This window comes from Phycobacter sedimenti, assembly GCF_038148855.1.
GTDB classification, from domain to species: Bacteria; Pseudomonadota; Alphaproteobacteria; order Rhodobacterales; family Rhodobacteraceae; genus Phycobacter; species Phycobacter sedimenti.
Map to the genome: position 1 here is coordinate 74,992 of NZ_JBBVGR010000008.1, position 25,841 is coordinate 100,832.

24 protein-coding genes are annotated in these 25,841 nt (G+C 61.2%); 11 read left to right on the forward strand and 13 right to left on the reverse strand.

Annotated elements, in window-relative coordinates:
* The first annotated feature begins 91 nt into the window (after positions 1 to 91).
* A complete protein-coding gene (locus AADA15_RS14945) occupies positions 92 to 598 on the forward strand; it encodes an acyltransferase (protein WP_341642360.1) in 507 nt (168 codons plus the stop codon).
* Positions 599 to 601: 3 nt separating this feature from the next.
* Positions 602 to 1,312: an SGNH/GDSL hydrolase family protein gene (locus tag AADA15_RS14950; protein ID WP_341642361.1), complete on the forward strand. Its 711-nt coding sequence runs from the start codon at positions 602 to 604 to the stop codon at positions 1,310 to 1,312.
* A gap of 17 nt (positions 1,313 to 1,329) precedes the next feature.
* Here the strand turns inward: AADA15_RS14950 and AADA15_RS14955 are convergent, their stop codons facing one another.
* The 3 genes from AADA15_RS14955 to AADA15_RS14965 all read right to left on the reverse strand — a co-directional run bounded on the left by AADA15_RS14955 (position 1,330) and on the right by AADA15_RS14965 (position 5,076).
* Complete coding sequence (locus AADA15_RS14955; RefSeq protein WP_341642362.1) at positions 1,330 to 2,574, reverse strand: glycosyltransferase family 4 protein; 1,245 nt, start codon at positions 2,572 to 2,574, stop codon at positions 1,330 to 1,332.
* A gap of 5 nt (positions 2,575 to 2,579) precedes the next feature.
* Positions 2,580 to 3,866, reverse strand: a complete 1,287-nt coding sequence (locus AADA15_RS14960; protein ID WP_341642363.1) for a nucleotide sugar dehydrogenase — start codon at positions 3,864 to 3,866, stop codon at positions 2,580 to 2,582.
* A 349-nt stretch (positions 3,867 to 4,215) separates the two neighbouring features.
* Positions 4,216 to 5,076 carry a glycosyltransferase family 2 protein gene (locus tag AADA15_RS14965; RefSeq protein WP_341642364.1) on the reverse strand — a complete coding sequence of 287 codons (861 nt, stop codon included), beginning with the start codon at positions 5,074 to 5,076 and terminating at the stop codon, positions 4,216 to 4,218.
* A gap of 379 nt (positions 5,077 to 5,455) precedes the next feature.
* Between AADA15_RS14965 and AADA15_RS14970 the strand changes: the two genes are divergently transcribed.
* The 3 genes from AADA15_RS14970 to dxs are packed head-to-tail and all read left to right on the forward strand — an operon-like array spanning position 5,456 to position 8,563.
* Positions 5,456 to 5,704, forward strand: coding sequence for an exodeoxyribonuclease VII small subunit (locus tag AADA15_RS14970; protein ID WP_341642365.1), 249 nt, complete (start codon positions 5,456 to 5,458; stop codon positions 5,702 to 5,704).
* A gap of 4 nt (positions 5,705 to 5,708) precedes the next feature.
* On the forward strand, positions 5,709 to 6,593 hold the full coding sequence (locus AADA15_RS14975; protein ID WP_437343203.1) for a polyprenyl synthetase family protein: 885 nt from the start codon (positions 5,709 to 5,711) through the stop codon (positions 6,591 to 6,593).
* A gap of 41 nt (positions 6,594 to 6,634) precedes the next feature.
* Positions 6,635 to 8,563 (forward strand): 1-deoxy-D-xylulose-5-phosphate synthase, encoded by a 1,929-nt coding sequence (dxs, locus tag AADA15_RS14980; protein ID WP_341642366.1) that lies wholly within the window; start codon positions 6,635 to 6,637, stop codon positions 8,561 to 8,563.
* Positions 8,564 to 8,641: 78 nt separating this feature from the next.
* Here the strand turns inward: dxs and AADA15_RS14985 are convergent, their stop codons facing one another.
* From AADA15_RS14985 to AADA15_RS14995, 3 genes are all read right to left on the reverse strand, one after another.
* The gene (locus AADA15_RS14985) at positions 8,642 to 8,887 is read right to left on the reverse strand and encodes a hypothetical protein (protein WP_341642367.1); all 246 of its coding nucleotides are present in this window, start codon (positions 8,885 to 8,887) and stop codon (positions 8,642 to 8,644) included.
* A gap of 98 nt (positions 8,888 to 8,985) precedes the next feature.
* Positions 8,986 to 9,873 carry an SDR family oxidoreductase gene (locus AADA15_RS14990; protein WP_341642368.1) on the reverse strand — a complete coding sequence of 296 codons (888 nt, stop codon included), beginning with the start codon at positions 9,871 to 9,873 and terminating at the stop codon, positions 8,986 to 8,988.
* A 123-nt stretch (positions 9,874 to 9,996) separates the two neighbouring features.
* The gene (locus tag AADA15_RS14995; protein WP_341642369.1) at positions 9,997 to 10,236 is read right to left on the reverse strand and encodes a hypothetical protein; all 240 of its coding nucleotides are present in this window, start codon (positions 10,234 to 10,236) and stop codon (positions 9,997 to 9,999) included.
* 344 nt (positions 10,237 to 10,580) lie between these two features.
* Here AADA15_RS14995 and AADA15_RS15000 point away from each other — a divergent pair, with 344 nt between their 5' ends.
* The gene (locus AADA15_RS15000; protein ID WP_341642370.1) at positions 10,581 to 12,590 is read left to right on the forward strand and encodes a hydantoinase/oxoprolinase N-terminal domain-containing protein; all 2,010 of its coding nucleotides are present in this window, start codon (positions 10,581 to 10,583) and stop codon (positions 12,588 to 12,590) included.
* 76 nt (positions 12,591 to 12,666) lie between these two features.
* On the opposite strand, the gene msrA is transcribed toward AADA15_RS15000, so the two are convergent.
* Together msrA and msrB are read right to left on the reverse strand one after the other, a co-directional pair.
* On the reverse strand, positions 12,667 to 13,179 hold the full coding sequence (gene msrA / locus AADA15_RS15005; RefSeq protein ID WP_341642371.1) for a peptide-methionine (S)-S-oxide reductase MsrA: 513 nt from the start codon (positions 13,177 to 13,179) through the stop codon (positions 12,667 to 12,669).
* Positions 13,176 to 13,625: a peptide-methionine (R)-S-oxide reductase MsrB gene (gene msrB / locus AADA15_RS15010; RefSeq protein ID WP_341642372.1), complete on the reverse strand. Its 450-nt coding sequence runs from the start codon at positions 13,623 to 13,625 to the stop codon at positions 13,176 to 13,178. The genes msrA and msrB overlap by 4 nt, the downstream gene beginning before the upstream one ends.
* A gap of 164 nt (positions 13,626 to 13,789) precedes the next feature.
* On the opposite strand from msrB, the gene AADA15_RS15015 reads away from it, so the two are divergent.
* Positions 13,790 to 14,311 (forward strand): glutathione peroxidase, encoded by a 522-nt coding sequence (locus AADA15_RS15015; RefSeq protein ID WP_437343204.1) that lies wholly within the window; start codon positions 13,790 to 13,792, stop codon positions 14,309 to 14,311.
* A 9-nt stretch (positions 14,312 to 14,320) separates the two neighbouring features.
* Here AADA15_RS15015 and AADA15_RS15020 read toward each other — a convergent pair whose 3' ends face one another.
* The 4 genes from AADA15_RS15020 to ade form a co-directional block, all read right to left on the reverse strand.
* On the reverse strand, positions 14,321 to 15,208 hold the full coding sequence (locus AADA15_RS15020; protein ID WP_341642373.1) for a DMT family transporter: 888 nt from the start codon (positions 15,206 to 15,208) through the stop codon (positions 14,321 to 14,323).
* Positions 15,209 to 15,364: 156 nt separating this feature from the next.
* Positions 15,365 to 15,655 carry an HU family DNA-binding protein gene (locus tag AADA15_RS15025; RefSeq protein WP_341642374.1) on the reverse strand — a complete coding sequence of 97 codons (291 nt, stop codon included), beginning with the start codon at positions 15,653 to 15,655 and terminating at the stop codon, positions 15,365 to 15,367.
* A 142-nt stretch (positions 15,656 to 15,797) separates the two neighbouring features.
* Positions 15,798 to 17,264, reverse strand: a complete 1,467-nt coding sequence (locus AADA15_RS15030) for an AMP nucleosidase (RefSeq protein ID WP_341642375.1) — start codon at positions 17,262 to 17,264, stop codon at positions 15,798 to 15,800.
* A complete protein-coding gene (gene ade, locus AADA15_RS15035) occupies positions 17,261 to 19,063 on the reverse strand; it encodes an adenine deaminase (protein ID WP_341642376.1) in 1,803 nt (600 codons plus the stop codon). Before ade ends, AADA15_RS15030 begins: the two co-directional genes overlap by 4 nt.
* Positions 19,064 to 19,256: 193 nt before the next feature.
* On the opposite strand from ade, the gene AADA15_RS15040 reads away from it, so the two are divergent.
* The gene (locus AADA15_RS15040) at positions 19,257 to 20,027 is read left to right on the forward strand and encodes a class II aldolase and adducin N-terminal domain-containing protein (protein WP_341642377.1); all 771 of its coding nucleotides are present in this window, start codon (positions 19,257 to 19,259) and stop codon (positions 20,025 to 20,027) included.
* 29 nt (positions 20,028 to 20,056) lie between these two features.
* Complete coding sequence (locus AADA15_RS15045) at positions 20,057 to 21,256, forward strand: hypothetical protein (protein WP_341642378.1); 1,200 nt, start codon at positions 20,057 to 20,059, stop codon at positions 21,254 to 21,256.
* Here AADA15_RS15045 and AADA15_RS15050 read toward each other — a convergent pair.
* A complete protein-coding gene (locus AADA15_RS15050; RefSeq protein ID WP_341642379.1) occupies positions 21,253 to 22,191 on the reverse strand; it encodes a GlxA family transcriptional regulator in 939 nt (312 codons plus the stop codon). The genes AADA15_RS15045 and AADA15_RS15050 overlap by 4 nt on opposite strands.
* 78 nt (positions 22,192 to 22,269) lie before the next feature.
* Here AADA15_RS15050 and AADA15_RS15055 point away from each other — a divergent pair, with 78 nt between their 5' ends.
* Positions 22,270 to 23,433: an acyl-CoA dehydrogenase family protein gene (locus AADA15_RS15055; protein WP_341642380.1), complete on the forward strand. Its 1,164-nt coding sequence runs from the start codon at positions 22,270 to 22,272 to the stop codon at positions 23,431 to 23,433.
* Positions 23,434 to 23,809: 376 nt separating this feature from the next.
* On the forward strand, positions 23,810 to 25,840 hold the full coding sequence (locus tag AADA15_RS15060) for an acetate--CoA ligase family protein (RefSeq protein ID WP_341642521.1): 2,031 nt from the start codon (positions 23,810 to 23,812) through the stop codon (positions 25,838 to 25,840).
* Position 25,841: the final 1 nt, after the last annotated feature.

Genomic DNA, 25,841 nt, shown 5'->3' on the forward strand with positions numbered 1-25,841 from the left:
TGACCATATCCGCAGATATTGCGATGCCTGTAATACCCACTATTTCTAAACATTTTGGACTTTACGAACACATAGAGGAACGGTCTATTCCATGCCAGATCAAATCTCCGCGACGCCCAAAAAAGCCCGTCGGCGCGGGCTTAATCGCATATCCGGTGTGCGAAATGCGCTGGTGGGCCTGCGACGCAAGATGCTGGTGAAGCTGTGGGGTATGGACCTTCATCCGACGATGCAGATGTCCCTGTCCGCGAAGTTTGATCGGACTTTTCCGATCGGCGTGCATGTTGGTGAGAATTCCTACGTCGCCTTTGAGGCGCGCATCTTGACCCATGACCGCACGCGCGGGTTGTACCTTCACACACGTGTGGGCAAGAACTGCTTCATCGGTGGCCGCTCGATGATCCTGCCGGGGGTGGAAATCGGGGACAACAGCATCGTGGCGGCCGGCGCGATTGTCACCAAATCCGTGCCCCCCAACAGCATCGCGGCAGGCAATCCTGCCCAGATCGTGCGAACGGGGATAGAGGTCGGACCCTATGGGCGTTTCCTGTCTGCCGATGAAACCGAGGCCCGCCTGGTCGAAGCGGGTCTGACCTGAGCCATGAGGCGTGTCCGGCTCGCTGCGGGTGCGCTATTGGTGATTGGTCTGATCGCCGTTGCTGTCATCGGGGTACGTGCCCCTGATCCTGCCGACCGCGCCGTGCCGTTACCCTTGCCCGATGATCGTCCCCTGCGGATCGCCGTTTTCGGAACCAGCCTCACCCATGATGAGGTCTGGACGCACGAGTTGAAAGCCAGCCTGGAAAACCGGTTTGATCGGGACATTCGGCTTGATGTGGTTGCCAAGCCCGGAGCCGGGTCGACCTGGGCGTTGGAGCAGGTCCATCAGGTCTTGGATCTGAAACCGGACTGGGTGCTGATTGAATTTGCCATCAATGATGCGGATATCCGGGATGGCCTGAGTGTCGCTGACGCCCGAAGCACGCATGAGGCACTGCTGAACACACTTGTTGAAAGCCTGCCCAATGCGGAGACCGTTCTGATGACGATGAGCCCGGCGCAAGGGCTGCGGGGGATGTTGCGTCCTCGTTTGGCGGCACACTACCGTCAATACAGGGATCTGGCCGATCAGTTTGATATCGGGCTGGTCGATCTACACGCGCGCTGGCTGGCAATCCCGCGGGCATCGCGCGGTTTGCAGCAAGATGGATTGCATCCGCACCCGCAGGTTGCAGCCAATCTGATCGTGCCTGTGCTTTCGCGCTATCTGGCCCAATGTGCGGCTCTGGCCCGCACCGGGGCCAGGGACTGAGACGCCTGCTTTGGCGCCTACTTCTCCATGACCCGTTTGTAAGCGGCGATCAGCGTGTCGACCTGGTAGGCCCAGCTCAATTCCGTTTCGATGCGATGACGGCCGATCCGACCCATTTCGGCGCAGCGGTCCGGATCGTCAAACAGTTCGATGATCTTGCTCGCCATATCTGCGCTGTCGTTGGGCGCTGCATAAAGTGAGGCTTCCTGCGCGGAATACCGTCCCTCAGTCACGTCGAACTGAACAATCGGTTTGGAAAACGCCATGTATTCCAGGATCTTGTTCATCGTCGACTTGTCATTCATCGGGTTTACCCGGTCTGGGTTCACACAGACATCCGCCGACGAGAGCACCGAGAACAGATCCTCGTCCGGGGCGCGCCCCGTGAAGGTCACGTAGTCGGACAACCCCATTTCCGCGGCCTGCTCCTTGAGTGATGCGAGCGCCGGGCCCCCGCCTACGAAGACGAATTGCGTATCGCGCTTGTGTTCGAACACGACGATGCGGGCGGCTTCCAGCATCAGGTCGATGCCTTCCTGATCGCCCATCACACCGACATAGCCCACCAGGAATTCCCGCCCGTTGCGCCACTTTGGATCCGGCGGCATCGGCTTGAGCTTGTCCAGATTCGGGCCCGATCGCACCACGAATACATCCTCGGGATCCTTGCCGCCTCGGGTCAGCGCAATTTCACGGTAGGAATTGTTGGTGGAAATCACCGTCTGAGCGGCCCTAAAGGTCCGCTTCTCAAGGAACAACATCAAGCGCCAGAAGAAATCACGCCGCCCGAACTTCGCCTCATAAAGCTCAGGGTTGATGTCGTGGTGGTCGAAAATGAAGCGCACGCCCTTGAACCATTTGAAAGGCAGGGCGACCAGGAACATCAGATCCGGTGGATTGCAGGCCTGAATGGTGTCGAACCCATGGCGTCGCCAGACCTTCCAGGACAGGCGAAACTCATGCCAGAGCGCTGCAGAGTATTCCACAAGGTAACCAGCCGCACCTTTTGCATCCAGCGGCAGCGAATGGCGGTAGATATGCACGCCTTCCAGCTCTTCATAAGCGGCTTCATAGCCCTTTCCGGTTGGGCAGATGACCGAAACCTCGGCCCCGGCAGCCCGCAGTGTCAGACACTCATGCCAGACACGGCGGTCGAAGGGCAGAGGCAGGTTCTCGACAAGAATGAGGATCTTGCGCCCTGCAAGGGGGCGTTCCTCGGTCAGGCGCGAAAACACGTCGGAGGCATGCAGAACGTCTGCCATGGGCCCTAGTGCTCCTTTTCAATCCCGGAGAGCTTCGAGAGATCAACAATCTCACAGCTCTTGGGAAGGTCCAGCAGGTCGGCGGTTGCGTTCGTAACGATGACCCTTGCGAATTGCCCGGTTTCGGCGGTGGCCTTGTCGACCAAAAGCCGCTTCAGCTGCGGCAGGTGGCTGAACGCATAGCCAAGGTTCGCACCCACCAGCTTGCGCGCGTCCACGGCCGGATCGAAAATCTTGAGCTCATAGCCTGCAGCCAGTATCTTGCGGGCAAGATCGACGTTCGGGCTTTCGCGCAGATCGTCGGTGTGGGCCTTGAAGGCCAGGCCCGCCAGAAGAACCGGGGCACCGGGCTCCAGCCCTTCTACTGCGTGAAGGAACAGGCGGTGCTTGTGCGCCTCGTTCGACCGCAGGAGGCTGTCGATCAGATGCGTGCTGGCGCCGATGTCGCCAGCAATATACTGCAGCGCCCGCACGTCTTTGGGGAGGCAGGAGCCACCAAAGGCGCCACCCGGACGCAGGTAGTAGGGCGACACGTTCAGCTTGGTATCGGAGACAAAGATTTCGTGCACATCTGCGGGCGGAATTCCGAGATCGAGACAGATCCGGCCCAGTTCGTTGGCATAGGCGACCTTGACCGCATGCCAGGTGTTGTCCGCGAACTTGGTGAATTCTGCGGTACGGAAATTGACGTGGAAGGTGGGCGCATCGATGTTGGCATGCAGTGCGTCCATATTTGACGAAGCCTTTCCATCACGAGTGCCAACCACGATCTTGGGCGGCGCGAAATAGTCGTTCACTGCCGAACCCTCGCGCAGGAACTCGGGGTTGTAGACGATCTCGACCGCCTTGCCCCAGTCTGCACCGAACCGGTCCTCAAAGATCGGGATGACGATATCCTCGACGGTACCGGGTCTGAAGGTGGAACGGAAAGCGACCGTCAGCGGCTTGGCGCGGCTTGCGGACACCGAACGGGCGATCTGCTGCGTGACGTCGATAATGTAGCGCATGTTGTGGCTGCCGTCCGGGCCGGACGGCGTGCCGACGCAAACGATCGCGATATCCGCGTCATCCAGCGTGTCCCCGATATTAGTAGAGGCTGTCAGCCGTCCGGCCTTGAGCGACTCGGCCATCATGTCTTCAATCTTAGGTTCGATGATCGGGGGGCGCCCTTCAACAATATCCCGGACCTTGTCCGGGCTGACATCGATGCCGACAACGCTGTGGCCTTCGGACGCTATGCAACAGGCCGCAGTCAATCCCACATAACCAACACCAAAAATCACAACTTTCATTCGACAAACTTCCTCAACAATCGATGGTCTGTGTAGCAGAGATATCACAGCAACAATGACTTCAAGACGACAACGGCGCCCTTTGACCTGACTATCGCAGCTGTCCGAAGTGCCAACGCACTAGATGCTTGAATCAGGTACTTTCCAGTAGATTCCCCATTCTGGGTTATTCAGGCCCCGTTATATTGCACGAGACAGCCCTCGCAAGAATAAAGGCCTGCGCAATGTGGGAATCCGCCGAACGCAGTGGCAGATGGTCATTTCTGCAGCCGATATATGCGGGACTCAGGTCAGTGTGCACTGCCTCTGATTGAAGTCACAAAGAGGCCATAGCCCCATGCCCGGCTGGTCACGGTCGCCCTGTGAGGGCCTGTCCGATCATCCATATCATCCTTTGGAAGCGCAGGCGAAACAGGGTGAACAGGGCTGCCGCCCGCTCTTGCGGGTCGCGCAGGCGGGAATTGCGTAACACACGCGGCGTATGGGCCACGGCGCTGGCCGGCATCAACAGGGCCAGAGCCAGCCATTTTACCCGCGCCAGCGCGCCACTGCCGTTGACGCCGAATTTTTCTTCGGTCATCCGCTTCCACTTGCGTCGCAAGGCCGTCCAGTCCTTGCGCGACGGATGGGCCACCCTGAGGGAGTCCTCATAGCGCAGCGTATAGCCATTGGCGGTGGCGCGATGGCACCAGTCCAAGTCCTCAGACAGACCGGCGATGAAGGGGCCCGTCGCCTCAAACACGTCACGACGGGTCAAAAGATTGGCCGTGACCGAGAAATTCTCTTCTTCCACGTAGCGGCGGTTATGAAACGCAAAGACCGTCTCAAAGGCTTCAGAACCAGAGCGCGGCGGCGGTGTCTCGTCGAAAACGGATATGGAGCCGCCGATCACATCGCCGCGCTTGGCCACCGCCCGTGCGGTTGCAAGCCAGTCGTCTTCCGGTACGCAGTCGCAGTCCAAAAAGAACAACAAGGGCGCAGTGGTCTCAAGGACGCCCCGATTTCGTGCCTCTGCGGCCCCCTTTTTGTGTTCCGTCACGATCCGTAGATCCGGCCATCGCTGGTGCAGACGTGACAGATCTTCCGTTGAGGCGTTGTCGACAAGGATGAGTTCCACCTCCGGAACCAACTGGGGCATCAGCGCCTCAAGGCATCGGATCAGGCGATCACAGTCGTTGTAATGGGGAATGACTATGGCAGCTTCAAACATTGAAAAAGGAAACCTCACGGGAATTTCCCGGCATCATTGCCGCAATTCCACTTGGATGTCACCCATTGAGCCAGGGCCAGCACCGGATATCGGCAGACGGCGCCTACCATGAGGGCATTGGCTGCAATGCAGACCACGCGTGTTGCTGATGGCGTACAGCTTTGTCGTCAGGCTGCCCATTCGCTGTCCGAAACATGCGGACTGAACCTGACGGTATCGGCCACCTGTGCAGGTCCGTGTGAGTTCTGCCATCCGAAGGGGGGGTCGGGACCGTATCGCCTCGACTTTGGGGTGCGGATATGGTCTGAACACCCTGCCCGCCTGAGCCAGGGCGGCTTGTGGCAAACGTGGACAAACAGACACCGACAAAGGCAGCCAGATGACCGAGACCCCGATCCCCGTCGAAGAGATGAGCTTTGAACAGGCCATGGCCGAACTGGAGCGCGTCGTGGACCAGTTGGAGCGCGGCGATGTGGCGCTCGACAAGTCGATCGATCTTTATGAACGCGGCGCGGCGCTGAAGAAGCGCTGCGAGGACGAGCTGAAGCGCGCCGAGGAAAAGGTGGCGGCCATCACGCTGGATGCGAATGGCGCCCCCACCGGCACCCAGCCACTGGATGCGGGCTGAAGGCATGACCGCCGATACCAAGACGGTCGCACAGGCCTTCAAACCTGCGCTTCTGGATGCACAGGCGCGCATCACCTCTCATATGCACAGTCGCCTCGAAGGCGGGGATCTGCTGCACGAGGCCATGCGCTATGCGATGGTTGGCGGAAAGATGTTGCGTGGGTTTCTGGTGCTTGAAAGCGCTCGCCTGCATGGCGTGTACGAGGTCGCCGCGCTGGACGCAGCCCTGGCGATCGAGTGCATTCACGCCTATTCGCTGGTGCACGACGATCTGCCTTGCATGGACGATGACGATCTGCGCCGGGGCCAGCCCACTCTGCACCGCAAATGGGACGAGGCCACCGCGACTCTCGCCGGGGATGCCCTGCAGACCTTTGCCTTCGAGCTACTGTCTGCCGACCACATGGGCGCGCAGGCGCTGCCCCTGATCAGGGCGCTGGCTGTGTCGGCGGGCAAAGACGGGATGGTGTCCGGACAAATGCTGGATATCGCCGCGGAGACTGCCGAAACTCCGCTGACGCTGGAGGAAATCACCCGCCTTCAGGCTCGCAAGACCGGCTGCCTGATCGAATGGTCCGCCACGGCTGGCGCGGTATTGGCCGGAGCAGATACCACCGCTTTGCGCGCCTATGCAGGCGCCCTTGGCCTTGCCTTTCAGATCGCCGATGACATCTTGGATGTAGAGGGTGACGCCAAAACTGTCGGCAAGGCCCTGCGCAAGGACGAAACGGCTGGAAAAGCCACTTTTGTTTCCCTTCTGGGCCTTGAAGCCGCAAAAGCCCGCGCACAGGACTTGTGCGACACCGCCTGCGCCGCGCTTTCTCCTTACGGGGAAGAGGGCGAAACCTTGAAGGACGCCGCGCGCTTCGTTATCTCGCGCGACAGCTAAACCAGCGTAGCCCCGCGCCGCGCCACTCCCGAGGAGGAGCCATGTCAGAGAGGCCCCACACCCCGCTTTTGGACCAGATCGCCCGCCCGGCGGATCTGAAGGGCCTCAGCGACCGCCAGTTGGTGCAGGTTGCAGACGAGCTGCGCCAGGAAACCATTGCCGCCGTGTCTGAAACCGGTGGTCACCTTGGCGCAGGCCTTGGCGTGGTGGAACTGACCGTGGCGCTGCATTCGGTGTTCGACACGCCGCGCGACAAGGTGATCTGGGACGTCTCACACCAAAGCTACCCGCACAAGATCCTGACCGGGCGCCGGGACCGCATCCGCACCCTGCGCAAGAAGGGTGGCCTGTCCGGTTTCACCAAACGCTCTGAATCGCCATACGACCCCTTTGGCGCCGCCCATAGCTCTACCTCGATCAGCGCGGCCCTCGGGTTCTCAGTGGCGCGCGATCTCGGTGGCAACATCCCCGAAGGGCTGGGCGATGCCATCGCGGTGATCGGTGATGGTGCCATGTCGGGCGGCATGGCCTTCGAGGCGATGAACAACGCAGGCCATCTGGGCAAGCGGCTGATCGTGATCCTCAATGACAACGAGATGTCCATCGCTCCGCCGGTTGGTGCTTTGTCGTCCTACCTCAGCCGTCTTTATGCCGAAGAACCCTTTCAGGAACTCAAGGCCGTCGCCAAGGGTGCGGCCTCTTTGCTGCCCGAACCCTTCCGCGAAGGCGCCAAGCGCGCCAAGGACATGCTCAAGGGCATGGCGGTGGGCGGCACCCTGTTCGAATCCCTTGGCTTTTCCTATCTCGGACCCATCGACGGGCACGACATGGACCAGCTTCTGCCGGTGCTGCGCACCGTGAAGGCGCGCGCCTCGGGGCCGATTCTGATCCATGTGCTGACCAAAAAGGGCAAGGGATACGCCCCGGCCGAGCGCGCCGACGACAAGGGCCACGCCACGGCGACCTTTGACATGGTGACCGGCAAGCAGAACAAGCCGCCCTCCAACGCGCCCTCCTATACCTCGGTCTTTGGCAACGAACTGGTGAAACTGGCCGCCACGGACGACAAGATCTGCGCCGTGACCGCCGCCATGCCCGATGGCACCGGCCTCAGCCTGATGGCGGAACGCTACCCCTCTCGCACATTCGATGTGGGGATTGCCGAACAGCACGGCGTGACCTTTGCCGCCGCTCTGGCCGCAGGCGGGATGAAACCCTTCTGCGCCATGTATTCCACCTTCCTGCAGCGCGGCTATGATCAGGTGGTGCACGATGTGGCCATCCAGCGCCTGCCGGTCCGTTTCGCCATCGACCGTGCCGGTCTGGTGGGCGCAGACGGCGCCACCCATGCGGGCAGCTACGACATCGCCTATATGGCCAACCTGCCGGGCATGGTGGTGATGGCCGCCGCCGATGAGGCCGAGCTGAAGCACATGACCGCCACCGCCGCCGCCTATGACGACGGCCCCATCGCCTTCCGCTATCCGCGCGGTGAGGGCGAAGGTGTCGAGATGCCCGAAGAGGCCGAGGTGCTGGAAATCGGCAAGGGCCGGATGATCCAGAGCGGGACCCGCGTTGCGATCCTGTCCTTCGGCACGCGCTTAGGTGAGGTCAAAAAGGCTGCAGAGTCGCTCGCGGCCAAGGGGATCACGCCCACGATTGCCGATGCGCGCTTTGCCAAACCGCTGGACCGCGAGATGATCCTTGGCCTTGCCACCGATCACGAAGCGCTGATCACCATCGAAGAGGGCGCAGTGGGCGGTTTCGGCAGCCATGTGGCGCAGCTCTTGGCGGATGAGGGCGTCTTTGACACCGGCCTCAAGTTCCGTTCCATGGTGCTGCCCGATACCTTCATCGACCAGGCCAGTCCCAAGGACATGTATGACGTGGCTGCCATGAACGCCCCCCAGATCGAAGCCAAGGTGCTGGAGGTTCTGGACATCGCAACGATTGGGGAAAAGCGGGCTTGATAAGCCTTCGATAGGCTTGGGACTGCCTGCCCCCATGGCAGGCGCAGGCCGGGGGGCAAGCGCCCGGCGTCCCATGACCTACGTGCTCGACAAACCCGTAAAAGCAGCCAAACGGCAGAATAACTTTGCCGAGGTCTTACCATTTAGCTGGAAAACCAGCTTCGCAACTTCGTCATCTCCTAGCAAGAAGACCGGTATGTCTTCCCGCTTGGCAACAAAAAGGAACATCAAAGCGGCACGATCAGAAACCGCAGTGAAGATCGTCGGGGAAGCTGTAATGTCCCAACGCGCAAAATGACCGAGATTGTCCCAGATTTTTTCCATTTGCCCCGGAAACCTCTGGTGCAACCTTTTGCGCAACCGTCCCAGCAGCCGGAAGTTCAGAAAAACGAAAATCAGATGCCACGTTCCCACTCTGCCACCTACAACGCAGGCGGCTCTGGCGGGGGCGCGTAGTTCTCCAGATCCTCGGCGGCCTTTACGGCACACAGGCCCACCCGGTAGTCGGGATAGGCCAGCGTCACGCCCAGCTCCTCCTTGATCCGGGTATTGCGGACGCGCTTGTTCTCTCCGTAGAAACTGCGCGCCATGGGGGTCATCCCGGCCTCGTCAAAGGGAACCTCGGCGGGGATCGGCAGGCCCAAGAGCTCGGCCCCGTAGCCCAAAACATCCTGCGGCGGGGCGGGTTCATCGTCGCAGACATTGTAGATCGCACCCGGATTGGGGCGATCGATCGAAGCCTCCAGCACCGTCGCGATATCCTCCACGTGGATACGCGAGAAAACCTGTCCGGGCTTTACGATGCGGCGCGCCTTGCCCGCCATCAGCTTGGCAAAGGGGCCGCGACCGGGGCCATAGATACCGGCGAGGCGAAAGATATGCAGTGGCAGAGCGGGGATCGCCTGCCACTCTGCCTCAGCCTGCGCACGCCAGTCGCCGCGACGGGAAGAGGGGGCAACGGGCGTCTCCTCATCCACCCAGGCACCCCCCTGATCGCCATAGACGGCGGTGGTGGACAGATAACCAACCCAGTCGAACTGCCCCGTGGCGGCGCGTTTGGCCAACTCGTCCCGCAACGCCGCAATCACCGGATCGCCCGTCTCATTTGGACCGACCGAGGATAGAACATGGGTGACAGCATCGAGGGGGAGCGTTGCGTCGGGCCATTGGCGCAGCTGCACGCTCTCATCCGCTTGAGCTTTGTGCAGATCCCGCGTGGTGCCCATAACCCGCCAGCCCCGCGCCAGCATCCGCCGCGCCAGTGCCCGTGCCGAATAGCCATAGCCGATACAGAGAAGTGTCTTTGTCATGCCGCTATAGATGCGCCGCAAAACGCTCCCCGGCAAGGGTCGAAAGGGAGAGTTCGCTAAGCAACCTGGCACAAGTCGTGCTGGAACACTTGTAAAATGATGGAAATGGTGCACCAGCACAGTTCAGGCCGGGCCATCACCATTTTGAGATGTTGGAACCCGTTTCTTCTTTTTCCCCTTTTCAATAGCGGAATGCCCAATGTCGCACAGAACGAAAGCAAGAAAAACATAGGGGCCATAGCTCAACCAAAATTTGCTCTCTAACGCTCTCCTGTCGAAAAACTGCTCGTCTCCCAGCAGGTATCTCAATAGATGCAAGCCAAGATAGCTCCCCCAAAAAACGGGATAAAACTTGGCGTTCATGTAGTTGTTTCTTGAAAAATATCCGCACAGACCTCTGATGCACGCCCTAAATGCTCGTTTCATACACCGTCGTCCGCAATACCTTTGCTTCCAGTAGATCAAAGATACCGCGCCGCTTCAACTTGTTGGTGCAGCAATTGATCGGTGCACCTCGATACGCTATTACAATCACCTTTCCGATTGGCTTCCACATCCATCATACGCCATTGTCCCTTTTCGTTCCCCCCAACCGGCAGACACGCGTTCCGATCCTTACTTGATTATATCAGGAATGACGCAAACAGGATGGACCGGCCCAAATTCGACGCTACACCGGGGGACAGCGAGCAGAAAAGGAACAGGTGATGGCGCTGCTACTGGGTGTGGATACGGGCGGGACCTATACGGATGCGGTGCTGATCCGTGACGAGGAAGAGGTGATCGCCTCGGCCAAGTCCCTGACCACCCGCCACGATCTGGCCGTCGGCGTGGGCGGCGCGGTGCGGGCGGTGTTGGCGCAATCGGGCGTCGCGCCGCAGGATGTCTCAATGGCTGCGCTGTCCACCACACTTGCCACCAATGCCCTGGTCGAGGGGCAAGGCGGGCGTGTGGCGCTGATCTATATCGGCTTTGCCCCCGAAGATCTCGATCGCCACGGGCTCAGCGAGGCGCTGAGAGGCGACCCGGCAGTTGTGCTGGCGGGCGGGCATACCCATGCGGGCAGCGAGGCTGAACCTCTCGACACAGATGCGCTTTTTGCCTTTTTAGAGACTGAATATGCAGGCGTCAGCGGTTACGCTGTGGCCGGTATCTTTGCCACCCGAAACCCGGCGCACGAACTGGAAGCCGCCCGCATCATTGCCGAGATAACCGGCGCCCCGGTGACCTGTTCCCATCAGCTTTCGGCGAAACTCAATGGGCCGAAACGGGCGCTGACGGCGGTGCTGAACGCGCGGCTGATCGGGATGATCGACCGGCTTATCGGCCGCGCGCAGGACACGCTGGCCGAGATCGGGATCACCGCTCCGATGATGGTGGTGCGCGGTGACGGCGCATTGATGTCTGCCGAACAGGCGCGAGAACGTCCAATCGAGACGATCCTCAGTGGCCCTGCCGCCTCCATCGTTGGGGCGCGCTGGATGACCGGGGTCGATACCGCGCTGGTCAGCGATATCGGCGGCACGACTACCGATGTGGCGCTGATCCGGGATGGCAGGCCCGCAATCGACCCCGAGGGCGCGCGCGTCGGGGGCTATCGCACCATGGTGGAGGCGGTTGCCATGCGCACGAGCGGCCTTGGCGGGGACAGCCAGGTTCACATCCGAACCGAAGGGCTGCAAGGCGGGCTGACGCTCGGCCCCCGCCGGGTCGTGCCCATTTCGCTGATCGGGGCAGAGGCGCCTGATGTGGTGCATGCAGCGCTGGACCGGCAGATGAACGCCCCGGTGGTCGGAGAGCACGACGGAAAATTCCTGCGCGCGGTGCCGGGCCTGCCCGTTGCTGGCCTTAGCGAGCGGGAAACGGCCCTGCTGGCGCGCATCGGGACCGGGGTACACCCCCTTGGCGCGGTGCTGCGCACCCGCATGGAACAGGGCGCGCTGAACCGGCTCGTGGACCGGGGGCTGGTGCAGATCGCCGGGGTCACGCCCTCGGATGCGTCTCACGTGCTGGGGCGGCTTGAGGCCTGGGACCGGGATGCAGCGGAGAAGGCGCTGACCCTGTTCTCCCGCCGCCGCATCGGGAGCGGCGACCCCCTTGCTCAGGATGCCAAAACCCTCGCCCAAATGATCATCGACCAGTTGACCGAGCAGACCACTTTGACCCTGTTAGAGACTGCTTTTGCCGAAGAAGCCGAGAATTTCGGCCTGCCACCAGACCAATTGGCGCGGCACATCCTGCTGCGCCGGGGCCTGAAAAACCATCGCGGCATGCTGGCGCTGGATGCGGCATTGAATGTAGATGTGGTGGGGCTTGGCGCCTCGGCGCCCAGCTATTACCCGGCGGTGGGAGAGCAGCTCCATTGCCGGATGATCCTGCCAGAGCACGCAGGCGTCGCCAATGCCATCGGCGCGGTTGTGGGCCGTGTCACCATGCGCCGCAGCGGTAGCGTGACCTCTCCGGCCGAGGGAAAGTTCCGGGTGCATCTGGAGGGTGGCCCGCAGGATTTCACGTCATCGGAGCAGGCACTGAAAACGCTTGAGGACCATCTGACCGCCGAGGCCCGCCAAGAGGCGCAGGCCGCCGGGGCGGAAGACATCCATATGCACATAACGCGGGACATCCGCACGGCGCAGGTGGAGGCGCGCGAGGTCTTTGTCGAAGCCTTCCTCACGGCAGAAGCCAGCGGCCGTCCGCGCGTGGCAAAGGACGACTAGCCACAAGAAAACCCGCTCAAACCACAAGGCGAGAGCGGGTCAAATCAGGCTCTAACAGGGGGGAACTGCCCCGGATTCATTCGGCCGCGTTGCGCTTGGGTAGAACCCAATCCGGGCGCGGGAAATGGCAGGTATAGCCGTTGGGCAGGCGCTCCAGATAATCCTGATGCTCGGGCTCGGCCTCCCAGAAATCTCCGACCGGTTCCAGTTCGGTGACCACCTTGCCGGGCCAGATGCCGGAGGCATTCACATCGGCGATGGTGTCCTCTGCGATCTGCTTCTGGGTCTCGTCCACATAGTAGATGGCGGAGCGATAGCTCATACCGATGTCATTGCCCTGACGGTTCACCGTGGTCGGATCGTGGATCTGAAAGAAGAATTCCAGCAGCTCCCGGTATGAGGTCTTGGCCGGATCGAACAGGATCTCGATCCCTTCGGCGTGGGTGCCGTGGTTGCGATAGGTGGCATTGGGCACGTCGCCGCCGGTATAGCCGACGCGGGTCTTGATGATGCCGGGGCGCTTGCGGATCAGGTCCTGCATGCCCCAGAAACAGCCACCTGCCAGAACGGCGCGTTCAGGATTGCTCATCTGTGGTCCTCCACTTGATCGATGTACTCGCCATAGCCTTCGGCCTCCATGTCGTCGAGATGGATAAACCGCAGCGAGGCGGAGTTGATGCAGTACCGCAGGCCGCCCCGGTCCAGTGGACCATCGGGGAAGACATGCCCCAGATGGCTGTCACCATGGGTCGAGCGGACCTCGGTGCGGATCATGCCGAGGGTACGATCCTCAAGCTCCTGCACATGGGCAGGCTCGATCGGTTTGGTAAAGCTGGGCCAGCCGCAGCCGGATTCGTATTTGTCGGACGATGCAAACAACGGCTCGCCCGAGACGATATCGACGTAGATCCCCGGCTCCTTGTTATACAGCAGCTTGCCGGTGCCGGGCCGTTCGGTGCCAGATTTCTGCGTGACGTAATATTCCTCGTCCGAAAGGGCTGCGATGGCGTCTGGGTCTTTGGTGTAGCGCGTCATGTCATGTCTCCGGCGGGTCTTTGCTACCTGATACATGGTCCGATGCGCGGAAAATGCAAAGCGATTATTGCAGATCCTCGCGGGCTTGTGCGTCACGTCAGACGCCAGATTGATCCTTTGGCCGACCCGGTCCGTACCCATTGCAAAAGCTGCGGAGGGTAAAGATGTTCAGGATGTGGATTTTGGCCGCTCTGGTCATGGTGGGGCAGATGGCGCAGGCGGCTCCGGCCGGAGGGCGTTTTGACTCGATTGACGGCGGCGTGATTGACCTTGCCTCGTTCCGAGGGCAACCCGTGCTGGTGGTGAACACCGCCTCGCGCTGCGGCTTCACCAAACAGTACGCGGGGCTGCAGACCCTTTATGATCGATACCGGGACCGGGGCCTGGTTGTGCTGGCTGTTCCTTCGAACGACTTCAAGCAAGAGCTGGGAAGCGCCGAGGAGGTTAAACAGTTCTGCGAATTGAACTATGATCTGACCCTGCCGATGACCGATATTACGCCCGTGAAAGGTACGAATGCCCACCCGTTCTTTCAGGCGGTGCGCGCCGAGACGGGTTTCGAGCCAGGCTGGAACTTCAACAAGATCCTGATCGCGCCCGATGGATCCGTGGCGGGCACCTGGGGGTCAGTTGCGCGGCCCCTGTCGGGACAGATTACGGGGGCGATTGAACGCCTCTTGCCCTGATATCAGTCTCTATTTCGCGGGTTTTGCTTGCCGTCCCGGTTGGCGGGACAGCTGCACGGCCAGAATGCCGCCAGTCACGATCAAAACGCCGATGATGTCGAGCGGACCCAGTTTTTCTCCAAGCAGGGCGCTTGCGATTGCAACGCCAAAGACCGGGTTGAGGAAATGAAAGGTCGCCGCCCGCACCGCGCCGATGCGGTTCAGCAGCAGCACCCAGATAAAGGTCGCGGCAAGACCGGGAACCAGGGTGGTATAGGCAAATGCAAACGCAAGTGGCAGCGTCGGATTGACAAAGATGTCCTCAAAGATCGGCGCGGCAACAAAGAGGATCCCCGAACCGATCAGCATCTGCAGCCCCACCACCATCATGAAGTTCCCCCCCGAGGTGGCGCCGCGCAGGGCCAGGGTGGCCGTGGCCAGCGCGACCACCCCGATCACGCAAAGAAGAACACCGAACAGATCCACCCCTTCGCTGATCCGCGTTCCCATGATCAGGGCAACACCCAGCACCCCTGCCAGAAGACCGGCGATGCCGAGTGGTTTCAACCGTTCGCGGAAGATCGCCCAGGAGGCCAGCGCAACCAAGAGCGGCATGGTCGAGGCGATGATGGCAGCAAAGGATGCCTCGATTGTCTGCATGGCAACAAAGTTGAGGCCCAGATACAGGGCGTTCTGGCAGATGCCGAAGATCACCGTCGCCCGCCACTGTCCCCGCGTCAGCCGCCAAGTCTGCCCCATGGCCGCCGCGATGGCGACGCCGATCAGGCCGGAAATCAGGAAGCGCACAGCGAGCGAGAACAGCGGCGATGCATCCACCACGATAATCCGCGCCGAGGTGAAGGCCGAGGACCACATCAGGGCAAAGGTCAGCCCCATGGCAATTGCACGAATATCCAAAGCCTGTCCTTTCGCAGTTCCGCCGGGACAGTCCCGCAAATGATCGGACGTTGCAAGCGACAGAGGCGCCCGAGTTGTCAATCCTTCACGCAAAAATGAAGGGCCACCCTTTGGGGCGGCCCTTATGAATTCTGATCCACGGATCAGCCTCAGGGCTTAAGCTTCGTTAACGCTGTCCTTGAGGGCCTTGGCGATGGTCATTTTGACGACCTTGTCGGCCTCTTTCATGAACTTCTCGCCAGTGGCAGGGTTGCGCACTTCGCGCTCGGGGCGCTCGCGGCAGTAGATTTTTCCGACACCGGGCAGGGTCACGGCACCGCCGTTCGACACTTCACGCGTGATCAGCGCACAAACGGCATCCAGCGCGGCGCCGGCGGCTTTCTTGTCGCTGCCCATTTCCTCAGCCAGTGCGGCGACAAGCTGGGTTTTGGTCATCGGTTTGGACATTCTTAGCTCTCCTTAAAACTGCCCGAACTCTGGGGCCTCATTGCGTGACTTTATCGTTATGTTGTGCGCCAACACAACGCATAGAGATGCCAAAGACAACCAAAACAAGCGATTTTCCGCAGAAAACTGGGGAAAACTGCCCTCAGAGGAAGGCGGTTTCATCAAAAGAGCGCAGTTTTCGGCTGTGAAGACGCGCCAAAGGCATGCCGCGCAGCTGCTCCATCGCGCGAATTCCAATCTGCAAATGGCGTGAAACCTGGGTCTGATAGAAGTCGGAGGCCATGCCCGGCAGCTTCAATTCGCCATGCAGCGGCTTGTCGGACACACACAGCAGCGTGCCATAGGGCACCCGGAAGCGATAGCCATTTGCTGCGATCGTTGCGCTTTCCATATCCAGTGCAATGGCGCGCGACTGGTTGAGCCGCTGGACCGGGCCGGACTGGTCGCGCAGCTCCCAGTTGCGATTGTCGATGGTGGCTACGGTGCCGGTGCGCATGATCCGTTTCAGATCGTAGCCTTCCAGTTCAGTCACCTCGGCTACGGCCTGTTCCAGCGCGATCTGGATTTCCGCCAGCGCCGGGATTGGCGTCCAGACCGGCAGATCGTCATCCAGTACGTGATCCTCGCGCAAGTAAGCATGAGCCAGAACAAAATCGCCCAGCGCCTGGGTGTTCCTGAGACCCGCACAGTGCCCAACCATCAGCCAGGCATGGGGCCGCAGCACCGCGATATGGTCTGTCGCGGTCTTGGCGTTCGATGGGCCGACGCCGATATTGACCAGGGTAATGCCGCTGCCGTCCGCGCGTTTCAGATGGTAGGTCGGCATCTGCGGCAGCTTGGCGATGGGCGGGATTTCGGCATCTGCATCCGTGATCTCGAAATCGCCGGTGCTGACAAAGCTGGTGTAGCCCGACGCCGGATCCGCCAGTTGCGCACGGGCATAGGCTTCGAACTCCGCCACATAGAACTGGTAGTTGGTGAACAACACGTGGTTCTGAAAATGCTCGGGATCGGTCGCGGTATAGTGCGCCAGTCGCGCCAGCGAATAATCGATGCGCTGCGCGGTGAACAGCGACAGCGGCCCCGTGCCGTTGGTGGGCTGATGGGTCCCGTTGACGATATCATCATTGGTTGTCGACAGATCCGGCACGTCAAAGACATCGCGCAGGGTGAACCCCGCCGCCCCCTCTTGCGGCACCGTCAGGTCGGGGCGCGCGGCCACCGCGAAATGCACCGGGATCGGTGTGTCAGATGCCCCGACCATGACCGGCTGGCCGTGGTTCTTGATCAGCAGTCCGATCTGCTGGGTCAGGTAGTTGCGGAACAGATCGGGGCGCGTCACCGTCGTGGCATAGGTACCCGGCATGGACACATGACCAAAGCTGAGCCGGGAATCCACCTGTGCATATGAAGAGGTGGTAAAGCGGATCTCGGGGTAGAAGGCGCGGATACGCTGGTCCTGCGCTGCCGAGCCCGCCATCACTTGCATGAACCCGTCGCACAGGAAGTCCGTGGCCTGCTCGTACAGTAGCTCAAGCCGCTCTACCGCCTTTGCGGAATCGGTAAAGGCTTCGGGTTCGGGATGTTTGGGTAGACGGATTGTCGTCATGAAACAGGCTCTAATACAGGGATTTTCTTGAATGTGCGCACATCCACCAGCCCAAGGTCCGAAATCCTCAGCTCGGGGATCACCACCAAAGCCAGAAGGGAGTGCTGCATATAGGCATTGTTCAGCTTGCAGCCGCAGGCCTCCATCGCCTCGACCAGTTTCTGCGCCTTGGCAGCGACCTCGGTGGCGGGGCGGTTCGACATCAGGCCCGCAATGGGCAGTTCGACCAGCGCCAGTTCCTCGCCGTCGCGGAACAGGGTGACGCCGCCGCCCACCTCGGCCAGGCGATTGGCGGCGAGCGCCATCTGTTTGCGATCCGTGCCGACCACAATCATATGGTGGCTGTCGTGGGCCACGGTGGAGGCCATGGCCACAGGCCCCTCGTACCCAAACCCGGAAACAAAGGCATTGGTGACACCGCCCGTGGCACGGTGACGTTCGACCAGGGCGATCTGGCAGACCTCGCCTGTGCCTTCGACCAAGCCGTCCATCACCGGCAACTCGGCCTTGAGCGCCTTGGTCGGGGCCTGGTTTTCCACCACGCCGATCACATTGGCCGTTACCGAATTTGCACCCTCGGGCGCTTTCAGTTCAAAATCCTCTGCCGTCAGATCGTGGCCCAGATGAACGGTGCCCGTCGCGCTGTCCGGCCAGTCAAAATGCGGGCATTCCACCGTAATAGAGCCGTTTTCCGCCACGATCTGCCCACGCGCCATCACCAGCTCAATGGGTAGCGTACGCAGGTCAGAGGTCAGGATCACATCGGCGCGGCGCCCAGGTGTGATCGAGCCAAGCTCACGCTCCAGCCCGAAGTGCGTCGCCGTGTTGATCGTCGCCATCTGCAGCGCAATCACCGGGTCACAGCCGCAGTCGATCGCATGACGCACCACCCGGTTCATGTGGCCGTCGTTCACCAAGGTGCCCGAATGGCAATCATCGGTGCACAGGATGAAATTGCGCGGATCCAGACCCTTTTCGGTGATCGCGGTGATCTGCGCTTCGACGTCGTACCAGGCAGAGCCAAGCCGCACCATGGCACGCATCCCCTGACGCATCCGGGCGATGGCATCGGCTTCGCAGGTGCCTTCATGGTCATCCGCAGGACCCCCTGCAACATAGGCGGCAAAGTCGGGACCCAAATCGGGCGAGGCATAGTGCCCGCCAACAGTCTTGCCAGCACGCTGGGTCGCGGCGATCTCGGCCAGCATCTTGGGGTCGGCATTGGCAACACCCGGGAAGTTCATCATCTCACCCAGACCGATGATGCCGGGCCAGGTCATTGCTTCGGCCACGTCTTCGGCGGTGATTTCAAATCCGGTGGTTTCCAACCCCGGAGCTGACGGCGCGCAGCTTGGCATCTGGGTGAAGATATTGACGGGCTGCATCAGCGCCTCATCGTGCATATAGCGCACACCATCAAGGCCCAGCACATTGGCGATCTCATGCGGGTCAGTGAACATTGATGTGGTGCCATGCGGGATGACCGCGCGGGCAAATTCCGCCGGGGTCAGCATACCGGACTCAATATGCATATGGCCATCGCACAGGCCGGGGATCATAAAACGGCCGTTTGCCTCGATCACCTGAGTATCCGGCCCGGTGCAATAGGAGGCATCGGGTCCAACATAGGCGATACGCCCCGCAACGATGGCGATGTCGTGACCATCCAGTACCTCACGCGTGTGGACATTCACCCATTTGCCCTGCCGGATCACTGTGTCTGCGGGCACGCGGCCTGCGGCAACATCTATCAGTTTCGGGGCGGAATCGGGCCAACTTGGAAATGCGGTCTGTGTCATGCGCCAATTGTTATGATTGCGCTCACAAGTGCAAGAGCAGACGGCCGTCTGTCATCAAAGGATCACCTTCTGAAAGATGCGAAGAATGATCTGCCGTGAACCGGTGCAGCCGAGGATTCCCCCTTGCCTCTTGCCGGTGGACGCGTGAGGCTGAGCGCAAAGAACCCCTTATCAGACATTTGGAGGCAGCCTCATGACCGTCACCGATCTGCGGCCAGACATGGACAGGCAGAATATCGAGCACTGGCAGGACCGGGTCGATCTGGCCGCCACGTTTCGCTGGGCCGAGCGGCTTAACATGCACGAAGGGGTCGCCAACCATTTCAGTCTGGCAGTAAACCCCGAAGGCACGAAGTTCCTGATGAACGCCAATCAGATGCATTTTGCCCGCATCACCGCCTCGAACCTTTTGCTGCTGGACGCGGACGACCCCGCGACGATGGCGCGGCCCGATGCGCCCGATCCCACCGCCTGGGGGCTGCATGGCTCGATCCATCGCCTGTGCCCCCATGCGCGCTGCGTGATGCATGTGCATTCGATCTTTGCCACGGTTCTGGCCTCGCTTGCCGACAGCACCCTGCCGCCCATCGACCAGAACACCGCAACCTTCTTCAATCGCTACGTGATCGACGATGGCTATGGGGGCCTCGCGTTCGAGGACGAAGGCGCGCGCTGCGCGGCCATGCTGAGCGACCCCAAGAAGAAGGCCATGATCATGGGCAACCATGGCGTTCTGGTGATCGGGGACGATCCGGGCGATGCCTTCAACCGGCTCTATTACTTCGAACGCGCCGCCGAGACCTACATTCGCGCGCTGCAGACCGGCCAGCCCCTGCGCCGCCTGTCGGACGAGATCGCCGAAAAAACCGCGGCCGAGCTGGACGACTACCCCGGTCAGGCCGAAGCGCACCTGCGCGAGATCAAGGCAGTTCTGGACGGCGAAGGGTCAACCTACGCAAGCTGAACCGCACAAACCGCAGGAGGCCAGCACAGATGCACGCGATTGCAGACACAACCAAGCTCACCGCGGAGGGCGTGATTACCGCCGATCAGGCCCGCATTATCGAATCCCGTGCGCGCGAGGCCATGATCACCCTTGGCGTCAACGTGATCCTGTGCCTTGGCATCCTTGCGACCACGGGCGGCTTCATACTCTTGCTGGCGGACCCGCTGCTGGTGGCCATTGCGGGCCTGTTGATGACTGCCGGTGGTCTTCTGATCCTCGCGCGCACCTCCGATATGTTCCGCATGTTCGGCAATGCTGCGACGCTGATCGGGGCAGGGATGCTGATCGGAGGCGCGACGCTTGAGCTGATGGAGAACCATAAAGACATCGCAGGCTGGATTCTGATGCCCGCCGGGGGCGCCCTTCTGGCAGGTCTTGCGCTGCGTTACTGGCGCGGCGGGCTGACCTCTCAATTCGTGCTTGGCTCGCTGATCCTGATGGCGCTGGTGGTGCATGTCATAGGAATAGAAGCGCTGAGCGATCAGCATGACATCGGATCGCCCCTGCGTAATTTCGAAATGCTCTACTACGCTGCACTCCTGGCGGGGATCGGCACGCTGATCGATGTGCGGCTGATCACGGCGCTGGCACTGGCGCCCTTTGCCCAGGCGCTTGAGACCGGCAGCGCCTACTTCCATGCGGCCTATGTGTTCTATTCGCCAGAGCCGACCCTTTCGATCTTGCAGATGTCCCTGCTGATCGCCCTGTGCCTGTGGTTGGCCCGAAGCCAGCCGGAGCGGATCGCCCGGCACCTGCGCACCCTGGTGATGCTGGCCTTCGTTGTGGCCAATCTATGCGCCCTTGTCGGATCGCTCTGGGGGGATTTTGTCGGCGAAACCATCTGGGGGCCAGGCCGCTACTATGGCAATGCTTATGAGGATTGGGAGGCTTTTGATGCCGCACGCAACGCCTTCCGCGCGCAGGCCTTCGAACTGACGGCAGGGCTTTATTCCGTGCTTTGGGCGCTGATCCTAGCGGCGATGGTGGTCTGGTCCGCGCAGCGCAACGAACGGGGGCTGTTCAATGCCTCGCTGACCTTTGGCAGCATTCACGCCTACACCCAGTTGTTCGAGAGCTTCGCGGATGAACCCCTGACCTATGTCATCGGCGGACTGGCAGCAATTCCGCTGGCCTGGGGCATCTGGCGGCTGAACCTCTGGATCACCGCGCGGCAGGAGATCGGTTAACCCCTGCGCAGTTTCTGCGGCGTGGTTCCGAATTCGCGGCGAAAGGCGCGGGTCATGGCGCTGGGATCTTCGTAGCCGCAGCGCAGGGCGATTTCCGACACGCCAAGCGGCGTTTCCAGGACCAGCTTGCGCGCCTGAATGAGACGGAGCCTGCGGTAGACCGCCTGAGGCGCGGCGCCCAGCTCTGCTTTCATCCGCGCCTCCAAATCCTTTTGGCTGCGCCCAATACGGCGAGCAATCGCACCGATTGTCAGCGGCTCTTCAAGATGTGCCTGCATCACCTCAATCGCCCGCACCAGCGAGCGGCTGCGCGCCAGCGGAACGGCCTGCCCGCCCGTTGCCTCGGGGCTCATGAACAGGGCGGCAAGCTCTAGTCGCAAGGCCTGTCCGTGCCGCTCTGCGATCAGATCCAGCATCAACTCGAACGCCGCCAGCGCGCCGGAACAGGTGATTCTGTCCCCATCCCGAACGAAACGCAACCGCCGGGCATCAATGGCGGGAAACGCCTCGGCAAAGCCTGCAAGTTCCTCCCAGTGGATGGTGGCGCGACGCCCGTCCAGTAGCCCCGCCGCGGCCAATAGCCAAGCGCCCGCATCAAACCCCGCCATCACATCATAGCGCTGCGCCGCCGCCCGCAGCGCACGGCCTGCCGCCTCGCTCGCCAATTGCCGATAGTCATAACTGGGCATGGCAATCAGCATATCGCCACGACAATCGCCAAGGCGGGCGTGTGCCTTGACCTCCATTCCGGCCGAGGAAACAGCCGTGCCGCCATCCAGCGTCAGGAACCGCCAGTCATAGATCCGCCGCCCCGCCAAGGTATTTGCAGCGCGCATCGGCTCCACCGTATTGGCAAGGCAATGTCCGGAAAAGGCATCGAACAGCAGCACATCGACTTGCTGCGGCGCGGCGGTATCTTTAATCCAAGACTGCATGATTTGGCCCGTTACTGCATGATATGAGCCTACGACCACCATAGGCTTTGCGGCAAGCAAACAAGAAGGATCCCGCAGATGCAGTTTGGCATGAGCGAAGAACAGGCGATGATCGTCGACACCACCCGCGCCTTTGTCGAAAAGGAGCTTTATCCGCACGAGCTGGAGGTGGAGCGCAGCGGCCATCTGCCGATGGAGCTGATCAAGGAGATTCAGGGAAAGGCGATCGAAGCAGGCCTATATGCCGCCAACATGCCCGAAGAAGTCGGTGGTGCGGGCCTCGATACACTCACCTGGCTGATGTACGAAAAAGAGCTGGGCCGCGCCAATTACGCGCTCCACTGGACCTGCGTTGCGCGCCCCTCGAACATCCTTCTGGCCGGCACGGAGGAGCAGAAGGAAAAGTATCTCTACCCCTGCATGAAGGGCGAAAAATGGGATTGTCTGGCGATGACAGAACCCGGCGCCGGGTCCGACCTGCGCGGGATGACGGCAACGGCGCGGGCCGATGGCGATGACTATATCCTCAACGGCACCAAGCATTTCATCAGCCACGCCGATATCGCCGATTTTGCAATTGTCTTCATGGCCACCGGCGAAGAAATGACCCCGCGCGGGCCGAAGAAGAAGATCACCGCCTTCTTCGTCGACAAGGGCACCCCGGGGTTCACTGTGCGGGACGGGTACAGGAACGTCAGCCACCGGGGCTATACCAATGCGGTGCTGGAATTCGACGACTGCCGCCTGCCGAAATCCGCCATTCTGGGCGAGGTGGACAAAGGATTCGAGGTCGCCAACACCTGGCTCGGCGCAACCCGCCTGCAAGTGGCAGCAACCTGTCTTGGCCGGGCCGAACGGGCGCTCCAGCACGCGGTGGAATACGCCGCCGAGCGTAGGCAGTTCGGCCAGCAGATCGGCAAGTTTCAGGGCGTTTCCTTCAAGCTGGCCGATATGGCGCTCGAACTGAAGGCCGCAAACCTTCTCACCTGGGAGGCGGGCTGGAAGTTCGACCAGGGCACCGTCACCGAAAGCGACATGTCCATGGCCAAGCTGAAAGCGACAGAGATGCTGGCCATGGTCGCAGACGAGGCGATCCAGATCCACGGCGGCATGGGCCTGATGGACGAACTGCCCCTCGAACGGATCTGGCGTGATGCCAGGGTCGAACGCATCTGGGAAGGCACCAGCGAAATTCAGCGCCACATCATCAGCCGCGAACTCTTGCGCCCGCTTGGCGGCTAGGGAAGGTGCCGACGATGGCGCAGAACAGATGCAAATGCGAATACGGCTATCGCAGGACTCTGCCCTTTTTGGGCGAGTCCGGTAATTTGGTCAGCATCATGGACGCATTAACCAGGTCCCGCAGGGTCAGGAGTTTCGGAATTATACCGACCAGACGTCTTGAGAAGGGGACCAAGGCCAGCAAAACGGGGGTCTTGAAACAGTCAGCCCCCCGACGCCGAGACGGCTCGGGGGGCCTCCTGAAAGTGCGGTCTAAAGCATCCCTACTCGTTCCGCACAACCATAAAGGGTTGAAAATGTTAATCAAAGGTTACTGTCGTCACGGAAATCCGGGCAAAAAACCAATTTCTATGATTTTGCACGGGGTTTCACGGTGATACCGGAGCTTTCAAGACTGATACGGCCCAAAAACATCGCGGTTGTTGGCGGCGGAGACTGGTGTCGCCTAGTGATCGAGCAATGTCAGGCCATGCGATTCGAAGGGCAAATCTGGCCGGTCCATCCCAAGGCCGAAGAAATCGCGGGGCTGACCGCCTATGCCTCTATCGCGGATCTTCCCGAGGCGCCGGATGCTGCCTTCATCGGCGTGAACCGCCATGCTACCGTCGATGTTGTCGGGCAGCTTTCGGCGTGCGGGGCCGGTGGCGCGGTCTGTTTTGCCTCCGGGTTTCTCGAAGCGCAGGCCGAGGACGCCGATGGCGCCGATCTTCAGGAGCGCCTGCTAAAGGCTGCCGGAGACATGCCGATCCTCGGACCAAATTGCTATGGGCTGATCAACTATCTGGATGGTGCGCTGTTGTGGCCGGATCAGCATGGCGGTGACCGTGTGGACAGCGGTGTGGCCATCGTCACCCAGAGTTCCAACATCGCGATCAACCTGACCATGCAGCAGCGCGGCCTGCCGCTGGCCTATGTGGTCACGGCAGGAAATCAGGCGCAGGCGGACATCTCTCATATCGGTGCGGCCCTGCTGGAGGACGACCGGGTCACCGCCCTTGGCCTTCATATCGAGGGGATCAAGGACCTGCACGCGTTCGAGGTGCTGGCGGCCCGTGCCCGCACCCTTGGCAAACCCATCGTCGCATTGAAGGTTGGCAAATCGGACCAGGCGCGTGCGGCGACAGTTTCGCATACAGCATCCGTCGCGGGAGGAGATGCGGGGGCGGCCGCGCTTCTGGCGCGGCTTGGCATTGCGCGGGTCGATGACCTGCCCACCTTCCTTGAATCGCTGAAGCTCTTGCATGTGGTGGGGCGGTTGCCGTCGAACCGGATCGCCTCGATCAGCTGCTCGGGGGGGGAGGCGAGCCTTGCAGCCGACACTGCCTATGGGCGTGACCTGGTTTTCCCACCCCTCAACCCACGCCAAACCGAGAACCTTCGCGCCGCCCTGGGGCCGATGGTGGCTTTGGCGAATCCGCTGGACTACCACACCTACATCTGGCGCGATGTTGAGGCGATGACCCGCGCCTTTGCCGCGATGATGGACCCAGGTCTTGCCATGACCCTGCTGATCGTGGATTTTCCACGGCCCGATCGCTGCTCGGCCGCTGATTGGGACTGCGCGATCGAGGCCGCCATCGGGGCGCGCCAGCAGACCGGCGCCAATGTGGGGGTCGTCGCCACCTTACCGGAACTCATGCCCGAGGACGTCGCAGGACGGCTGATGAAAGCCGGTGTCGTATCCTTCTGTGGACTGACCGAGGCGATCAAGGCTTGTGAAGCCGCTTCCCGAACTGCTGCGTCCAGCGCTGATCCGCTTTTGCCGCCCACACCGACAGTGGAGCCGAACCTGATCCCCGAGGCAGAGGCCAAGCGGCGGCTGTCGGACTACGGTCTGCGCATTCCGATCTCTCACCGCGCCCGCACCCCGGGCGCTGCCCGTGCCTGCGCTGCCGATATTGGCTATCCCGTGGTTCTGAAAGGTGAGGGGTTAGCCCATAAATCCGAGGCAGGCGCCGTGGTGCTGAACCTGCAATCGGGCGGCGATGTCAGCGAAGCCGCAAATGGTATGGAGGCCAGATCGTTCCTTGTGGAGGAGATGATCACCGGCGCCGTGGCCGAGCTGTTGATCGGGGTCGTCAAAGATCCCGCGCACGGCTTCGTCCTAACGCTGGCGGCAGGAGGCACCCTGACCGAGATCCTGCAGGACAGCGCCTCGCTTTTACTACCGGCAAGCGATGCCATGATCGAAGAGGCGCTTGCCTCCTTGCGCATCAATACCGTGCTGAAGGGCTATCGCGGCAAACCTGCCGCCGACCGCGCCGCCATCCTGCGCGCGATCCGCGCGGTCGAGGCTTATGTGCTGGACCATGCCGAAGGTCTGGAAGAAATTGAAATCAACCCGCTGATATGCACCCCATCGGATGCCATTGCAGCGGATGCGCTGATGCGCAGAAAGGACTGGTAAG

Coding starts and splice junctions, on each gene's coding strand:
- AADA15_RS15025 (WP_341642374.1), bottom strand. CDS start 15,655: ATGTCCAAACCGATGACCAAAACCCAGCTTGTCGCCGCACTGGCTGAG.
- AADA15_RS15050 (WP_341642379.1), bottom strand. CDS start 22,191: ATGCAGTCTTGGATTAAAGATACCGCCGCGCCGCAGCAAGTCGATGTG.
- AADA15_RS15040 (WP_341642377.1), top strand. CDS start 19,257: ATGACCGTCACCGATCTGCGGCCAGACATGGACAGGCAGAATATCGAG.
- AADA15_RS14990 (WP_341642368.1), bottom strand. CDS start 9,873: ATGACAAAGACACTTCTCTGTATCGGCTATGGCTATTCGGCACGGGCA.
- msrB (WP_341642372.1), bottom strand. CDS start 13,625: ATGACGCGCTACACCAAAGACCCAGACGCCATCGCAGCCCTTTCGGAC.
- AADA15_RS14985 (WP_341642367.1), bottom strand. CDS start 8,887: ATGGAAAAAATCTGGGACAATCTCGGTCATTTTGCGCGTTGGGACATT.
- AADA15_RS14950 (WP_341642361.1), top strand. CDS start 602: ATGAGGCGTGTCCGGCTCGCTGCGGGTGCGCTATTGGTGATTGGTCTG.
- dxs (WP_341642366.1), top strand. CDS start 6,635: ATGTCAGAGAGGCCCCACACCCCGCTTTTGGACCAGATCGCCCGCCCG.
- AADA15_RS14995 (WP_341642369.1), bottom strand. CDS start 10,236: ATGAACGCCAAGTTTTATCCCGTTTTTTGGGGGAGCTATCTTGGCTTG.
- msrA (WP_341642371.1), bottom strand. CDS start 13,179: ATGAGCAATCCTGAACGCGCCGTTCTGGCAGGTGGCTGTTTCTGGGGC.
- AADA15_RS14960 (WP_341642363.1), bottom strand. CDS start 3,866: ATGAAAGTTGTGATTTTTGGTGTTGGTTATGTGGGATTGACTGCGGCC.
- AADA15_RS14965 (WP_341642364.1), bottom strand. CDS start 5,076: ATGTTTGAAGCTGCCATAGTCATTCCCCATTACAACGACTGTGATCGC.
- AADA15_RS15055 (WP_341642380.1), top strand. CDS start 22,270: ATGCAGTTTGGCATGAGCGAAGAACAGGCGATGATCGTCGACACCACC.
- AADA15_RS14945 (WP_341642360.1), top strand. CDS start 92: ATGCCAGATCAAATCTCCGCGACGCCCAAAAAAGCCCGTCGGCGCGGG.
- AADA15_RS14955 (WP_341642362.1), bottom strand. CDS start 2,574: ATGGCAGACGTTCTGCATGCCTCCGACGTGTTTTCGCGCCTGACCGAG.
- ade (WP_341642376.1), bottom strand. CDS start 19,063: ATGACACAGACCGCATTTCCAAGTTGGCCCGATTCCGCCCCGAAACTG.
- AADA15_RS14975 (WP_437343203.1), top strand. CDS start 5,709: ATGACCGCCGATACCAAGACGGTCGCACAGGCCTTCAAACCTGCGCTT.
- AADA15_RS15015 (WP_437343204.1), top strand. CDS start 13,790: ATGTTCAGGATGTGGATTTTGGCCGCTCTGGTCATGGTGGGGCAGATG.
- AADA15_RS15045 (WP_341642378.1), top strand. CDS start 20,057: ATGCACGCGATTGCAGACACAACCAAGCTCACCGCGGAGGGCGTGATT.
- AADA15_RS14970 (WP_341642365.1), top strand. CDS start 5,456: ATGACCGAGACCCCGATCCCCGTCGAAGAGATGAGCTTTGAACAGGCC.
- AADA15_RS15030 (WP_341642375.1), bottom strand. CDS start 17,264: ATGACGACAATCCGTCTACCCAAACATCCCGAACCCGAAGCCTTTACC.
- AADA15_RS15000 (WP_341642370.1), top strand. CDS start 10,581: ATGGCGCTGCTACTGGGTGTGGATACGGGCGGGACCTATACGGATGCG.